Genomic DNA, 15961 nt, shown 5'->3' on the forward strand with positions numbered 1-15961 from the left:
AATATGGACGATAAACAAATAATACTTTACGGAAAGAAAATGTTCAGGATTACTGTAGACAGCGCTGATGGGGATAAGATAAATATACAGCTTCCGGTAGCTGCTGTAAAAAGGCTCTTGGAGAATTCAGGGAAACTGCCGATTCCCGATGGGAACCTTAATGGCATACAATTTGAAGAAATAATGTCAGCAGTAGCTGAGTGTATTAACGAAGGAATGGAAGGAGATATTGTCAGCATTGATGCGGCTGACGGAACAAAAGTCCGCGTCTTTGTGGACAAATAGGGATTTATGAAGATAGAAGTCAGAAGCGGGAAAACGAATTTCTCTATGCCGGTGCCTCTGGCTATGGCTGATATGGCCATAAAAGCTATGCCCGAAACGGTTTTCGCAAAGGTAAGAAAAAAATTAGGACATCCTTATGACACTTTGTTCACAAAGGAAATCATATCATTGATGTTTAGAGAGTGTAGGGATATATTTCAGCAAAATAAAGGACTTGAGATAATTCATGCAGAAGGCCGCGGCGGAACATATATATCAGTGATATTGTAAAAAGCAGGCCGGAAGAGATGACATATATGGTAAACAGGGAAGATCTTGATAAAATGATTAGTTGCGGAAAAAAAGAATATAAAAAGAATACCGGGTGTATTGCGCGAAAATGCTCAGTATTTCCGGTATTTTTCATGCTGCTGATGGTATTGCTGCTTTTCAGTTCGTGTGGCATGGATACATTGAAAGACAGTTCTTCAGTTAAGTCGCCGGTGAAAGAAAATCTGACCATTTACTTTCTTGATGTGGGGCAGGCAGATTCTACATTGTTGGTTTCACAGGATGAAGCAATGCTTGTAGATGCGGGAAACAGAGATGATGCAGAATTCATTACAGGGTATCTTGATGATTTGGGGATAAGCAGGCTTAAATATATAGTTTTTACTCATCCTCATGAAGATCATATAGGATCCGGAGGAGATATCATAGATAGCATTGCTGTAGATAAGATATTTATGCTTGAAGGATATGATGATGGTATTGAAGGATATCTCAAGACAGTGATAGATAGGATGGGAATACAGACACAGGCTCCTTTGCCGGGAGATACGATATCTTTAGGAGAATGCAGTATCGAGTTTCTGGGACCTTTGGAGAAATCCGATGATGAAAATGATAATTCCATATGCCTTAAGGTGATGCATGGGGAGAACAGTATCATTTTTACAGGGGATGCGGGAAGTTCCTGTGAACGTAAGATGATAGAAAGCGGAGAGGCACTTGAAGCTGATATTCTGCAGGCAGGGCATCATGGAAGCAGTACTTCAAACAGTTATTATTTTTTGCGTGAAGTAAATCCAAAATATGTAGTCATATCCTGTGGGAAAGATAATATGTATGGGCATCCACATGAAGAGTCCATGAGCAGATTCGGAGATCTTGGAGCTGAGATTTTCAGAACAGATGAACAAGGGACTGTAATAGCTGTATCTGACGGTGAGGATATTACATTCAACTGTGAAGGGAAAAAATCTGAAAGGTCTCATGTTAAAGAGTACGAAAACGCTAAATATATAGGAAATATAAATTCAAGGAAGTATCATTTTCCGGATTGCGGAGGTCTTCCCAATGAGGAAAACAGGATTTATTTTATGGATATACAAACTGCCCAAGAGGCTGGATATGAACCATGCGGAAGATGTCATCCCGATAGAATGAATTAAAAAACGATCTGCAGTAATTTACTGCAGATCATCTATCAATTCATCTATGTTTTCATATGTTTCGGAATTAGTTGAGGAAGGATTTATTGATGAAGGTTTGTCTTTGGTTCCGAATATTAGGAAATATATGAGTGAGAGAGCGACTATCACAGCAACTATTATAGCGAATATTATGATGGATTTTTTGAAACGGGTTTTCTTTTCGGCAACGTTTGGATCACTGTTTTCGGAATCTGCATTATCTATATTTTCGGACAGCTTGTCCGAGTTTTGATCTAAGTCTTCAAATAATGAGAATTTATCGGAGGGTTCTTCTTTGTTTTCATCTGTAGCTGTGTTATCACCGGATTGCTGATTTTCTTTTGTTATTATGTCAGGATTCTCTGTTTTTGATTTTTCAATTTTTTTTCGTTCTTTTTCTTTTTCCTTTTCAGCTTTTTTCTCCGCTTTAAGTCGTTCCTTTTCAGCTTTAAGTCTGGCTTTTTCGGCTTTTGGATCAAGAGGAGCGTCTTTTTCGGATGATATATCTGGTTTTTCTGAATGTTCGGGACACAGAAGTTCTTTTTCCGAATCCGGTTTGGATGAAATCCCGTGGTTTTCAACTTTTGATTTCTCAGTAGTTTTAGAAACTTCACTTATATGCTTTTTTTTAACCTGCAGATTCTGAACTTGGCTGAATATCGCATTTAGGATCCGAGCATCTTTTGCTTCATAGGGCAGAGTTTTGATTTCATTTTCATATGTAAATGTATACACACATTCTTCTGTATTATGTGTTACATCAGACATCTTGATATAAAGGTACTCTTTTCCGTCAAAAGTAACGGACTTAGTGGTAAATCGCGCCTTTTGTTCTCCTGATATTATTTCAATAGTTTTCATAAATATTGACCTCAACTTTACATAAAATTCATGAGAAAATAAAGCTCCTTGATAAAAGACCTTTTTGTTATGGTAACCTTTTTGAGTGGTAAAAGTCAATAAAAAATGAGACATAATTACAAATAAAGGAAGACAAAGCAGTTTAATGATGTTATAATATAGCATATTATTTATTCGCATTATAATAATGAGAAGAAAAAGAGGTTACGGAAATGAACAAGAATGCATTAACTGAGCAAAGACGTGAAACGGTTATCGGGCTTCTGAAAAATATGAATATCAAGAAGAACCCGGCTGGGGGATTTGACAAAGATGATGTATACGAATGCATGCAGCAGCTGTGCGATTTGTACGAAAATAATATAGAAGAGCTGGAAAACGCTTATGAAGTAGAGATAAATGAACTGAGAGAAAGATATCAGAAATATGATGATAACAACGAACTGTATGTAAGCTTGATCATGGAAGCTAAAAAGAGCAGCAATGAGATAATCAATCAGGCGAAAACAGAGGTAGAGACAATCTTATCAGAAGGCAGAGAACATGTGGCTAAGCAGGAAAAAGAGCTGGAACAAATGAGAAATGGTATGGAGGCCGAAAAAGAGGCCATCACAGCAGAACTTAATGCTTCCAGAGAGGCTGTAGAAGCTGAAAAAGCTGCTATGAAAGCAGAAGTTCAGGCTGAGAAAGAAAAAGCCGAGGCTCTTAAGAATAAATACAAGCAGCAGCTCAATGCTATGGAAGAAGAGTTTGCTGAGATAAAAACAAATATACTTCGTACTGCAGGAAGAGTGGACAGCCTTAAGAGCAAACTGGCAGATGACGAAGAAGCAGCATGGAATGTTGCACAGGATCTTGATGCCGTTGATATCCCGATGGCAGAAGAAGGTGTGGAGGAGATTACGCTTCCGCAGATACATACAGAACAGCCTGCTGCAGATGAAATTGCCGAAGAACCTGCTGAGGAAGAATTCACGGAACTTAAGCTGGAAGATCTCGTTCAGACAGAGAATACTGATGGGAAGCCGGTTGATGATATACAGGAGCTTAAGCTCGATGATATACAGGTCGATATGCCTGAGTTAAAAGAGGAGCCTGCAGAAGAAGCACCTAAAGAAGAAGCCGGAGAGATTTCTTTTGAGGGGCTGGAAGATTTGTTTAAGGAAGATAAATAGAAAACAGGTCAGATATGCAGGAATTAAAGGAAAAGATCTTAAAAGAAGGCTTGGCTATAGGTACAGAAGTAGTAAAAGTCGATCGTTTTCTTAATCATATGCTTGATGTGGAGTTTCTTGAGCGTATAGGCAAAGAATTCAGAAAACGATTTGAAGATTGTGAAATAGACAAGATATTGACTGTGGAAGCAAGCGGTATAGCCGTGGCATGTCTTGCCGCCCAGTATTTTGAATATCCTCTCGTAGTGTTTGCAAAAAAAACCTCACCTAATACTATGACGGAAGATTTTTATGAAGCGGATGCCAGATCATTTACGAAAGGAACCGTTTCTAAGTTCAGAGTTTCCAAGAATCTTCTTCATGCCGGTGAAAAGGTGCTGATAATAGATGATTTTATGGCCCACGGAGAAGCATCTCTTGCACTCACAGAGATAGTTAAGCAGGCGGGAGGCGAAATCATAGGTATCGGAGCTGTTATAGAAAAAGGGTTTCAAGGCGGGAGCAGGAAACTCAGGGACAGAGGTTATAAAGTTGAATCTCTGGCGGTTATCAGAGAGATCTCTGATGGAAATATAATCTTTGACTAATAAGTTTTGAAGAAAGTTAAGATAAAATGAAGTTCGATAACGTATGGGCTTCATTTTTTTATAATTTAGCCGTAGCTGTTTATTTTTCCATGCAAATCACTTATGACATACGGAAACGGAAAGAAATGGCATAAAAACTGAAACAGCGTTGTTTTTAATAAAAATTTTTAAGAATATAAAAGCCGTTTTTGAAGAAGGTATTGCTATTGACATTATGGCAAAAATAAGATATATGATTAGAATAGGTAAAAAAGGATGTTGTCTTCAAGTAAGATGAAAGGGGAGACGAAATGAAAAAATTTAAATGTTCGGTATGCGGATACGTATACGAGGGCAATGAACCACCTGAAAGATGTCCGGTGTGTTTTCAGCCGGGGGATATGTTTATAGAATTGGAGCCGGAAGGAGATGAGAAAAAGGGCCCTGAAAAGAGTGCGGATTCCTTTATATCTCCTGATGATGCAAGAGAGGCAGAGCAGGATCTCAGTTATGATCAGAATTTCATAAGACATGATAAATCATGCAGATATATGGAAGAGATACATGAAATGGCAGTTACAGGGAAATCTCTTGATTCAGCCATGTGTACTCAGATGCCTATGCCTAATTGGGATGATATACTGATATTAGGCGCACAGCTTAATCCTCCTCCGCTTGATGATGAAGATGAAGTAGATACAAAAACAGTTATAGGCAAAAATGCAAAAAAACCTATGGTAATAGATAATCCTGTTTACATTTCTCATATGTCTTTCGGAGCTTTATCAAAAGAGATAAAAACGGCGCTATCGAAGGGGTCGGCTATGGCGCATACTGCAATATGCAGCGGAGAGGGAGGAATTCTTCCTGAAGAAAGAGCAGAAGCATATAAATATATTTTTGAATATATTCCAAATAAATACAGTGTTACTGATGAAAATCTCAGATCATCTGACGCCATAGAGATAAAAATAGGACAGGGGACAAAACCCGGAATGGGAGGACATCTTCCGGGAGAGAAAGTAACCGCTCAGATAGCTGAAATAAGAGGGAAAAAACAGGGTGAAGATATACAGAGCCCCAGTAAGTTCCCTGAGATAAATTCCAAAGAGGATCTTAAAGATATGGTGAGTATGCTTCGAAGGCGTTCGGAAGGCAGACCGATAGGAATCAAGATTGCAGCGGGGAGGATAGAAAAGGATCTTGAACATTGTGTATTTGCAGAGCCTGATTTCATAACAATAGATGGGAGAGGCGGAGCAACAGGATCGAGTCCTTATATGCTTAGAGAGGCGACAACAGTACCTACAGTTTATGCGCTTTATAGAGCAAGAAAATATCTTGATTCGGTGGATTCTGATATTTCACTTGTTATAACGGGCGGTCTGAGAGTATCCGCTGACTTTGCAAAAGCTCTTGCTATGGGAGCCGATGCTGTGGCAATAGCTTCGGCAGGACTTATGGCGGCAGCATGCCAGCAGTATAAGATCTGTGGAACGGGAAACTGTCCTGTGGGGATAGCAACCCAAAACGAGGATCTCAGAAACAGACTGAAGGTGGATGCGGCAGCTCAGAGAGTGGCTAATTTTCTTAATGTTTCGCGGGAAGAATTAAAAATGTTTGCAAGGATAACAGGAAATAAATCTGTTCATGACTTGTCAACAGACGATCTTGTAACAGTGAATCACGAGATATCAAGATATACAAATATAAGTCATGCGTAAAAATCCTGACAAAAAAATTACTTTTAATACATTTTTTTGTTGGACTAATGAAAAATAAATATTATAATATACGAAGAAATATCACAATAATTTACACGGAGGAATTAGAAAGATGAAAAAAGTACTAACAGTATTGTTAGCCGCAATTATGGTATTTGCTTTGGCTGCATGTGGAGGAGACGACAGCAGCAAGGGTGAAAACGGTAAAGTGGGAGCGCTTTATATCGGAAATGTAAACGATGGCGGTTTCACGCAGAGTATGAATGAAGGCCTTGAAAAGGCAACAGAGGAAAATGGTCTTGAGCTGCTTATAAAAGAAAATTTAGGTGAAAATGATGCACAGGCCATTAAGGATGCTGTAACGAACTTTATTGATCAGGGATGTACTATCGTAGTAGGATGTTCGTTCGGATATGGGGAGATCATGGATGAACTGGCCAATTCCGGAGACTATGATGACATTACGTTCCTGCACTTTTCCGGAACGTATCAGAATGATACAAATATGGAAAACTTTTTCGGTTCTATGGAAGAAGCCAGATATCTCAGCGGGATGGCTGCTGCAGCAGCCAGTGAGAAAGGCGTTCTCGGATATGTGGCAGCATACCCTTATACAGAAGTACAGATAGGGATTAATGCATTTACTTTGGGAGCTCAGGCAATAAATCCGGATGTTGAGGTAAAGGTTATCTATATCAATACATGGGGAGATGCTGAGATTGAGAAGACAGGCGCTGAGCAGCTTATTGCGGCAGGATGCGATGTGCTGACTTATCATGCTGATTCGACTGCTACACAGCTTGCTGCTAAAGAAGCAGGAATCTATACTACAGGTTGGAACTCTGATAACAATGTTGCAGGAGACAGCTATCTGACAGCCCCTTATTGGGATATGGCAACATACTTTACTCCGACATTCGAAAAGATTCTCGCTGGTGAGTGGAAACCGACAGGGAATAAGCCTTTCAGCTATTACGGTTCTATGGAAAGTGGTCTGATCTGTATAGATGATTTTGGATCGGCAGTTCCTGAGGATGCACTGAAGAAGATTGAGGAAGTAAAGGCCAAGATGGAAAACGGCGAATTTGATGTATTCTCCGGAGAAATTAAATATACTGACGGAAGCCTTCTCTGCAAGGACGGACAGACATTGACAGATGAAGAGATCTGGAAGATCAACAAAGAGATTGAAGGCGTGACAGCAACTTCCAACTAGTAAAATTATCATATTTATAAAAAACTAATATTATGATATAGTAATAAGGGGAACTATATAGTTCCCCTTATACTATTTATAAAGGAAGTATCGGTGCAGCGTATACGGAGGAATACAGTGGAGCAGAATCTTGCAATAGAAATGAAAAATATCAGCAAAAGCTTCGGATCGCATAAAGCCAATGATAATGTGGATCTTTCTGTCAGAAAAGGGGAGGTTCATGCATTACTTGGCGAAAACGGCGCAGGGAAGTCAACACTGATGAATATGTTGTCTGGAATATATACACCTGATTCCGGACACATTAAGATCAACGGAGAAGAAGTCCATTTTTCATCGCCAAAGGATTCGATAAGAATGGGCATAGGAATGATACATCAGCATTTTAAACTTGTAGACGTGATGACTGCTAAGGAAAATATTATAATAGGGCAGCGCACGAATTTTTTCGTTCATGGCAAAAGTCTTACAAAGAAGGTTAAAACCCTTTCAGATCAGTATGGCCTTGACGTGGATCCTGATAAAAAGGTCTATGATATGTCAGTGGGAGAAAAACAGACACTGGAAATAATAAAGGTTTTATATAGAGGAGCGAAGATCCTTATCATGGACGAGCCTACCGCAGTATTAACTCCACAGGAAATAAAAAAACTTTTCAGGGTAATAAGAAATATGAAGGAACGAGGCTGTTCTATAGTAATTATTACACATAAGCTTAATGAAGTGATGGAGATTTCCGATAGAGTTACGGTACTTAGGAAAGGACAGTCCATAGGAACTGTTGAAACAAAAGATATTCAGGTTTCCAATCTTATAGAGATGATGGTAGGAAAAAAAGTTGACCTGTCTATAGAAAAGGAGAAATTCCGGGATAAAAAAACGCTTCTTAATCTTGATGAAATAACGGTTCTTGACGGAGAGGGAAAGGAAGCTGTTTCTGATATAAGTTTTGAATTGTCATCTCATGAGATTGTGGGTGTGGCAGGAGTAGCCAACAGTGGGCAAAAAGAATTGTGTGAAGCTATAGCGGGTTTGATAAAAGCTCAAAAAGGAAGAATCTTTTTTGATGGGGAAAATATAGTGGGGAAAACTCCCAGGGATATAATAAGACTTGGAATACGTATGGGATTTATACCTGAAGACCGTCTTGGAATGGGGCTTGTCGGAGGAATGGATATAGTGCATAACATAATACTGAAAGATTATCAGAATCGTCCCGGTTTTATACTTCATAGAGGACCCTGTATCAAAAAAGCTGAAAGACTGGTGGAAGCTTTGGACATTCAGACTCCGAGTATATATACCCCGGTTAAAAAGCTGTCAGGCGGAAATGTTCAGAAAGTATTGCTGGGCAGGGAAATAGATTCATCGCCAAAGGTCCTGATAACGGCATATCCTGTTAGGGGACTCGATATTGGAGCTTCTTATAAGATTTATGAACTTCTCAATGAACAGAAAAGAAACGGCGTAGGAGTATTGTTTGTCGGTGAGGACTTAGATGTATTGATGGATCTGTGCGACAGAATAGTTGTCCTGTGTCATGGAGAAATAACGGGGATAGTAGATCCTGATAAGGTGACAAAAGAAGATATAGGTCTTCTGATGACAGGAAAAACAGAAGAGGAGGTGAGTGCGTAATGGATTTTATAAGACTTACTAAGCGTGACGATCTTCCCAGAAGCAAAGAATTATTGATAACAGTACTGGCTGTTTTTCTTTCAATAGTATTCGCAGGAGTTATTCTCGCTGTTTTTGGATTGAATCCGTTTCATATTTTTAAGGAAGTCATATTAGGGTCCCTGGGAACTGAACTGAGAATAAAGCAAACCATAGTCAAGGCCGTACCATTGATAATAACATCACTGGGGATAATTGTAGCATTTAAAATGAAGTTCTGGAATATCGGAGCAGAAGGACAAATAACAATGGGAGCTCTGGGAGCTACATGGGTGGCGCTTAATCTCAGCCCGGATCTTCCGCAGCCCGTAATGCTTTTTCTCATGATAGTGGCGGCAGTTATATGCGGAGGAATATGGGCTTTTATACCGGCCATATTTAAAGCGAAATTAGGAACTAATGAGACAATATTCACACTTATGATGAATTATGTGGCTATAAAGTTTGTTACATATCTTCAGTATGGTCCATGGAGAGATCCGTCTGTCAATGGATTTCCGAGGATACCCAGATTTCCTGCAAGTGCTGAACTTCCGGTGCTGGGAGGTATACATATAGGTTGGATACTGGCTATACTTGCTACTGTAGCTGTATATTTTTTCATGAAGCATACCAAGAAAGGGTACGAAATAGCTGTAGTAGGAGAGAGTGTCGAGACTGCAAGATATGCCGGCATGAATATAAGCCGGATAATAGTTACTGCTATGCTGATATCGGGAGGCTTGTGTGGAATAACAGGAATGATACAGGTTTCTGCAGTAGAGAAGTCTTTGGTATATGGAATAGCCAATAACTATGGCTTCACTGCTATAATACCTGCGTGGCTGTCTAAACTTAATGCCGGAACAGCATTTTTTGTATGTATCGTATTTGCTATGCTCGTACAGGGAGGAGAATATATACAGATTGCACTGGGAGTTCCAAGTGCGGTATCAGATATTGTACAGGGGCTTATTCTGTTTTTCATCTTGGGAAGCGAGTTTTTCATGAGATATAAAGTACATATAGGAAGAAATAAAGAAGAGGAGGTGGCATAATCATGACTGATTTTTTAGCGGCATGTATAGTAGCGGGAACTCCGTTGATTTTCGCCACTCTCGGTGAACTCATAACTGAAAAATCGGGAAGCACTAATCTGGGTGTGGAAGGAATGATGCTCATAGGAGCGGTGATGGGGTTTGTAGCGGCTTTGAATACAGAAAACGCCATTGCGGCAATATTGGTTGCCGCTGTGGCAGGAGCAGGAGGAGCGCTGATTTTTGCTGTGCTAACCGTTACTCTCAGAGCGAATCAGATTGTCTGCGGGCTTACATTGACTATATTCGGAACGGGGTTTGCTCAATTCGTAGGTGAATCAATGCTTGGGACCAGTGCGCCTTCTCAGATAACTGAGTTTTTCGCTAAGATATCGATCCCACTTTTGGGAGATGTACCGTTTATAGGGCCTATATTTTTCAGACAGGATATGTTCGTATATCTAAGTTATATATTATGCGCTCTTGCAGCCGTCTATATGTATAAGACACGGATGGGCATGAACCTTAAAGCTCTTGGGGAAAGCAATGCGGCAGCTGACGCTTCAGGTATAAATGTAACGTTGTATAAGTATGTACACATACTTATAGGAGGAGCTCTTTGCGGTCTTGGCGGAGCGTATCTTTCCCTTGTACGTATGCCGATATGGCAGGAAAATATAGTAAACGGAAGGGGCTGGATAGCTGTAGCTCTCGTTATCTTTGTAGCATGGAATCCTATAAAAGGCTTTTTCGGAGGGGCTCTTTTCGGAGGCCTCAGCATATTGGGGCTCAAACTTCAGGCAATGGGATTCAATATATCACAATATCTTGTTGATATGATTCCATATGTAGCTACGATTTTGATTGTTATATTCAGTACATATAAAAAGAAAAAAGATAGTCAGCCTCCCGCTGATTTGGGGAATAATTACTTTAGAGAGGAGCGATGATTAATGGTATATGTTCATCTGGCTGAAGGATTTGAGGAAATAGAAGCGTTGACTGTAGTGGATGTTCTTAGAAGAGCCGGCATAGATACGAAAACGGTTTCCGTTTCCCGGAACCGTATTGTTACAGGGACACATGGTGTGCCTGTGGAATCAGACATTCTTTATGAAGATGCGGATTATGGCAGATGCGATATGATTGTTCTTCCCGGAGGAATGCCCGGAGCGGCAAATCTGCAGGCTCATGATGGTCTCACATCACATATAAAAGATTTTGCTCAAAAGGGTAAAAAGCTTGCGGCCATATGTGCAGCTCCTATGATATTTGGATCATGTGGAATCTTGAAAGGAAAGAAAGCCACTGTTTATCCGGGGATGGAAGAAACTCTGGAAGGCGCTGAAGTTAGCGCAGAATCTGTGACAGTAGACGGGAATATTATAACAGGCAGAGGACCGGCTCTTGCTATGGAATTCGCTCTGACTCTTGTAAAAAGTATAATGGGAAAGGAAGTATCCGATGACGTAGCAAAAGATATGCTGTGCATCAGATAGAGAAAATCATGAGCATGATTGAAAGGGTTGTAGGGGAGAGGGATATTCATAAGGTGGATCTTCATATTCATACTTATTATTCCGACGGACAGGCAAGTCCGTCATCTATAGTAAAAAAGGCCGCAGTTATGGGATATTCAGTTATAGCTATAACTGACCATGATGGAACAGGCGGAGTAAAAGAGGCTTTGACTGAGGGAAAAGAAGAAGGCCTTGTGGTAATACCTGGTATAGAACTGGCAACAGAACTGGAAGCTGGCATAGGACTTCACATATTGGGATATGATATGGACACAGATGATCCTGGTTTCAGAAAGATTGTTTCAGATCTTGCGAAACGGAGGCATAGTCGTAATGAGAAACTTATAGGTGTTTTGCGGGATATGGGATATGATATATATCTTGACGAACTGGAAAAAAAGCAGCCGGGCGGGTTCGTAGGCAAACCTGTAATAGCCAGAGCTCTTGCGGAAAAAGGATATGTGAAAGATTATCGGGAGGCTTTTGAAGATGGTCATTTTTTAGAAAGCTTTAAGGCTAAAACTGTTAAGAAAGAAAAGTTGTCTGCAGAGCAAGCCATTGATGTTATAAACAGGGCAGGAGGCTTTGCGGTGCTGGCACATCCTATACAAACCAGGCATATAGGCAAGCCCGGCAGTGAAGAATTTTTCTTTAATATGGAGAAAATAATAACAGAGTTAAAAAATAAAGGGCTTAAAGGTTTGGAATGCTATCATCCGGATCAGAATTCTGAGCATACTGCCCGATTTATTAAAATAGCTGAAAAGTATGATCTTTTGATAACCAGAGGTTCTGATTTTCATGGGGCTGATTACAGTTATGCTGAACCGACAGCATAAAGTATTATAAAAAATAATAATGAAAGCATTTGAGATTTGATGAGGATTCAATATTTCAGATGCTTTTTCTTTGTGTGTATGAAGAAAAAGGATATGGGAATAATAGTTAAGGAAACTATTTCCTAAAGGAAATGGAAAACAAATCCCGAGAGGGAAAAAATCACAAAGGAAGAATTTATTATGAAAAGCTTTATGGAAAGCGGGGCGCCCGTCCCCCGCAGGGGAATGTTGATTTTTGTTATCGCAGGCGCATTACTGATGGCAGCTTCTATAATGGCAGGAGCAATAATGTCACCTGAGGGAAAGGATATCCCGGTAGTTTTGGCTGATGGAGAAGTAATAACACCTCCTTGGTATATAACGATAGATGGAGAAAAGATCGCATTGGTAGACTCCCAGCAGACGGCTCAAGAAGTGGTCGGCGACGTGATAGAAGAGTACCGCAGAGGCAGCGGAACTGTTTTGGATATCGAGGTGAAGGAAGAAACACAAACGGAGAAGATGGAGATCAAAAATGGAGATAAAGCTCCGGATATCCTGACCGAAAAAGAAGCGAAAGAACTTTTATCGGAAGGAAAAAACGGTGAAAGTTATCTTACAGTAGTTACTACTGAAGAACAGGTGCAGCAGGAACCTATAGAGTTTGAACAGGAATATAAACCGGAGCCTGATATGTATATCGGAGAAAAAAAGGTGGAGACAGAGGGAAAGGAAGGAACAAAGGAAGTTGTAAAAAAAGTAGTTAAAGAAAACGGCCGAAGCATCCGAGAAGAAGTACTTGAAGAAGAAGTTCTCGAAGAACCTCAGGAAGAAATAGTCCTGACCGGAACAAAAAATTATGACGGGTATGGAGGCGGAACCGGCAATTACAGCGGAGACAATGTTTCATATGATCCGTCGGCTGTCTATGAGACTCTTGGCAATCCTATAGATAATATATATATTTCATCCGGATTCGGACAGAGATGGGGAAGGCTGCACAGTGGCATAGATTTTGCTTTGGCTCAGGGAAACTCTATATACGCTGCAGATGATGGTCAGGTGTATTTTTCGGGAGTTTCCGGAGGATATGGTAATCTTGTCAAAATAGATCACGGTAATGGTATGCAGACCTATTATGCTCACTGCAGTAAATTACTTGTATCTCAGGGGCAGCATGTGAGTAAAGGAGAAAAGATAGCGCTCGTAGGATCCACAGGCAATTCCACAGGACCACATCTTCATTTTGAGGTGATAATAAACGGAAATTGTGTCAATCCTCTGGATTTTCTGGACTTGTAAGATGCCAATCGAAATTTTTGAAAGATAAAGAGCAGGCAGACGATTTAACATGGTACTTTTTAAGAACCTTCATTGAATCCACCGAATAGATATGATATTATAAAAAGCAGGTATGGATACCTGCTTTTTCAGTTTCAAAGGGGAACCGAAATTCATGTATAGAAGGAAGATATAATGGCATTTTTCAGAGACGTTAGAGAGGATATAAAAGCGGTATTGGAGCAGGACCCGGCAGCAAGATCAAGCCTCGAAGTATTATTGTGTTATCCTGGCATTTGGTCGCTCATCTGGCATAAACCTGCTCACTGGCTTTATAAACATAAGCTTAAGATGCTTGCGAGAATGATATCCCAGCTTACAAGGTGGTTCACAGGTATTGAGATACACCCGGGGGCTGTCATCGGCAGGAGATGTTTCATAGACCATGGAATGGCTGTAGTTATAGGAGAAACTGCTGAGATTGGAGACGATGTGACTATATATCAGGGCGTCACTCTGGGAGGTACAGGCAAAGATGTAGGAAAGAGACATCCTACCATAGGTAGCAGAGTCGTTATAAGCAGCGGCGCTAAAGTACTGGGACCTTTCAAAGTAGGGGATGATGTAAAAATAGGAGCAGGGTCTGTAGTGTTGAAGGAGATCCCGGATGGTTGTACAGTCGTAGGGATACCGGGCACCATAGTAAGAAGACATGGTAAGCCTACTAAGGAACTGGATCAGGTAGATCTTCCGGATCCTGTGGCCGTAGAGCTGGAGTGTCTTAGAAGGCGAGTAGTGGAGCTGGAAGAACTGTTCATAGAGAAATTCGGCGAAGAGACTCATGTCAGATGCGACAGCGATTGTCAGTATGCCAATATTGTGAAGGAGATCCAGGACGGGACTTTTGTTCAGATATATGAAGAAGATATATACGGAGATAAAAGACCGGATGAGGAATCGGAGGAAAAAGATGAAGGTATATAATACACTTACGAGAAAAAAAGAAGAACTCAGACCGATAGAGGACGGCATTATAAAAATATATGTGTGCGGGCCTACAGTATATAATTATTTCCATATAGGAAATGCAAGGCCTTTCGTGGTTTTTGACACATTGAGAAAATACTTGGAATATAGAGGATATAAAGTGAAATTCGTTCAGAATTTTACGGATGTGGACGATAAAATAATAAATAAAGCTAAAGAGGAAGGCATAACAGCTTCTGAAGTCAGTGAAAAATATATAGAAGAATATTATAAGGATGCAAAGGCTCTGAATGTTAAAAAGGCGGATGTTCATCCTAAGGTTTCAGAGCATATTCCTGAGATCATAGATTTTGTCAGTACCCTTGTAGATAAAGGATATGCCTATGAAGCAGATGGTGATGTTTATTTTTCGACAAGAAAATTTGACGGATACGGAAAACTTTCAAGGCAGAACGTAGAAGATCTTGAGTCGGGAGCAAGGATAGCAGTGGGTGATATAAAACAAGATCCATTGGATTTCGCATTATGGAAGGCCCAGAAGGAAGAAAGCGAAATAGCATGGGAAAGCCCTTGGGGAAAAGGTCGTCCCGGCTGGCATATAGAGTGTTCTGCCATGTCAAAAAAACATCTTGGAGATACTATAGATATTCATGCAGGAGGTCAGGATCTTCAGTTTCCGCATCACGAAAACGAGATTGCTCAGTCTGAATGCTGCAATGGAGCACCATTTGCCAATTATTGGATGCACAATGGATATATAACGATTGATAATGAGAAAATGTCGAAATCAAAGGGTAATTTCTTTACAGTCAGAGATATACTTAAGGATTATGACGGAGAGGTTATCAGATTTTTCCTGCTTTCAGGACATTACAGGAATCCGATAAATTTCAGTGATGCTCTTATGGAGCAAGCCAAGGCAGGACTGGCAAGAATGGAAAATGCGAAGGAGAACCTCAGACATCTTATGGAAAATGGATCGGGAGAAATGACAGACGCAGAGAGAGAAACATTGTCAGGTTATGATAAATACAGGAAGGCATTCATCGCTGCGATGGACGATGACCTTAATACGGCGGATGCTATTTCTGCCATATTCGAGCTTATAACAGCTATAAATACAGCAGTAAAAGACGGCGCCAGCAAAGAGTTTGCTAAAAAGAGTCTTGATATGTTGATGGAGCTGGCTGACGTGGTGGGGCTTCTGCAAAAGGATGATACAAATGAAATCGACGATGATATACAGAGTTTAGTTGATGAAAGACAGGCGGCGAGGAAAGCGAAAGATTTTGCAAGGGCTGATGAAATTCGAGACCTGCTGAAGGAAAGAGGAATCACTCTCAAAGATACGCCTCAGGGAGTCCAGATAATCAGGGAATAA

16 protein-coding genes are annotated in these 15961 nt (G+C 40.4%); 15 read left to right on the forward strand and 1 reads right to left on the reverse strand.

The features are described 5' to 3' along the window. The first annotated feature begins 3 nt into the window (after positions 1-3). Genes H8692_RS05725 through H8692_RS05735 form a run of 3 tightly spaced genes read left to right on the forward strand, consistent with a single transcriptional unit; the run spans position 4 to position 1718 of the window. Positions 4-285, forward strand: coding sequence for a hypothetical protein (locus H8692_RS05725; RefSeq protein WP_177268765.1), 282 nt, complete (start codon positions 4-6; stop codon positions 283-285). Positions 286-291: 6 nt separating this feature from the next. After that, on the forward strand, positions 292-555 hold the full coding sequence (locus H8692_RS05730; RefSeq protein ID WP_177268763.1) for a hypothetical protein: 264 nt from the start codon (positions 292-294) through the stop codon (positions 553-555). Between the two features lie 26 nt (positions 556-581). After that, the gene (locus H8692_RS05735) at positions 582-1718 is read left to right on the forward strand and encodes an MBL fold metallo-hydrolase (RefSeq protein WP_187525218.1); all 1137 of its coding nucleotides are present in this window, start codon (positions 582-584) and stop codon (positions 1716-1718) included. 18 nt (positions 1719-1736) lie between these two features. Here H8692_RS05735 and H8692_RS05740 read toward each other — a convergent pair whose 3' ends face one another. Beyond that, positions 1737-2600 (reverse strand): hypothetical protein, encoded by an 864-nt coding sequence (locus H8692_RS05740; protein ID WP_187525219.1) that lies wholly within the window; start codon positions 2598-2600, stop codon positions 1737-1739. 212 nt (positions 2601-2812) lie between these two features. Here H8692_RS05740 and H8692_RS05745 point away from each other — a divergent pair, with 212 nt between their 5' ends. The 12 genes from H8692_RS05745 to cysS all read left to right on the forward strand — a co-directional run bounded on the left by H8692_RS05745 (position 2813) and on the right by cysS (position 15961). After that, on the forward strand, positions 2813-3775 hold the full coding sequence (locus H8692_RS05745; RefSeq protein WP_187525220.1) for a hypothetical protein: 963 nt from the start codon (positions 2813-2815) through the stop codon (positions 3773-3775). 14 nt (positions 3776-3789) lie between these two features. Then, the gene (locus tag H8692_RS05750) at positions 3790-4362 is read left to right on the forward strand and encodes a xanthine phosphoribosyltransferase (protein WP_177268755.1); all 573 of its coding nucleotides are present in this window, start codon (positions 3790-3792) and stop codon (positions 4360-4362) included. 290 nt (positions 4363-4652) lie between these two features. Beyond that, entirely contained in the window at positions 4653-6065 is a 1413-nt protein-coding gene (locus H8692_RS05755; RefSeq protein ID WP_187525221.1) for a glutamate synthase-related protein, read from the forward strand. Positions 6066-6177: 112 nt separating this feature from the next. Further along, a complete protein-coding gene (locus H8692_RS05760; protein ID WP_177268751.1) occupies positions 6178-7281 on the forward strand; it encodes a BMP family ABC transporter substrate-binding protein in 1104 nt (367 codons plus the stop codon). Positions 7282-7398: 117 nt separating this feature from the next. Further along, complete coding sequence (locus H8692_RS05765) at positions 7399-8919, forward strand: ABC transporter ATP-binding protein (protein WP_346727753.1); 1521 nt, start codon at positions 7399-7401, stop codon at positions 8917-8919. Further along, positions 8919-9995: an ABC transporter permease gene (locus tag H8692_RS05770; RefSeq protein ID WP_177268749.1), complete on the forward strand. Its 1077-nt coding sequence runs from the start codon at positions 8919-8921 to the stop codon at positions 9993-9995. The genes H8692_RS05765 and H8692_RS05770 overlap by 1 nt, the downstream gene beginning before the upstream one ends. Positions 9996-9997: 2 nt before the next feature. Continuing rightward, positions 9998-10924, forward strand: a complete 927-nt coding sequence (locus H8692_RS05775) for an ABC transporter permease (protein ID WP_187525222.1) — start codon at positions 9998-10000, stop codon at positions 10922-10924. 3 nt (positions 10925-10927) lie between these two features. Further along, the gene (locus H8692_RS05780) at positions 10928-11473 is read left to right on the forward strand and encodes a DJ-1 family glyoxalase III (RefSeq protein ID WP_177268745.1); all 546 of its coding nucleotides are present in this window, start codon (positions 10928-10930) and stop codon (positions 11471-11473) included. A gap of 8 nt (positions 11474-11481) precedes the next feature. Beyond that, the gene (locus H8692_RS05785) at positions 11482-12333 is read left to right on the forward strand and encodes a PHP domain-containing protein (RefSeq protein WP_187525223.1); all 852 of its coding nucleotides are present in this window, start codon (positions 11482-11484) and stop codon (positions 12331-12333) included. A 180-nt stretch (positions 12334-12513) separates the two neighbouring features. After that, positions 12514-13614 (forward strand): peptidoglycan DD-metalloendopeptidase family protein, encoded by a 1101-nt coding sequence (locus H8692_RS05790; RefSeq protein ID WP_187525224.1) that lies wholly within the window; start codon positions 12514-12516, stop codon positions 13612-13614. 174 nt (positions 13615-13788) lie between these two features. Next, positions 13789-14577: a serine O-acetyltransferase gene (cysE, locus tag H8692_RS05795; RefSeq protein WP_177268739.1), complete on the forward strand. Its 789-nt coding sequence runs from the start codon at positions 13789-13791 to the stop codon at positions 14575-14577. After that, the gene (cysS, locus tag H8692_RS05800; RefSeq protein ID WP_177268737.1) at positions 14564-15961 is read left to right on the forward strand and encodes a cysteine--tRNA ligase; all 1398 of its coding nucleotides are present in this window, start codon (positions 14564-14566) and stop codon (positions 15959-15961) included. The genes cysE and cysS overlap by 14 nt, the downstream gene beginning before the upstream one ends.

The sequence above is a fragment of the Lentihominibacter hominis genome, assembly GCF_014385065.1.
In the GTDB taxonomy this organism is placed as follows: domain Bacteria; phylum Bacillota; class Clostridia; order Peptostreptococcales; family Anaerovoracaceae; genus Lentihominibacter; species Lentihominibacter hominis.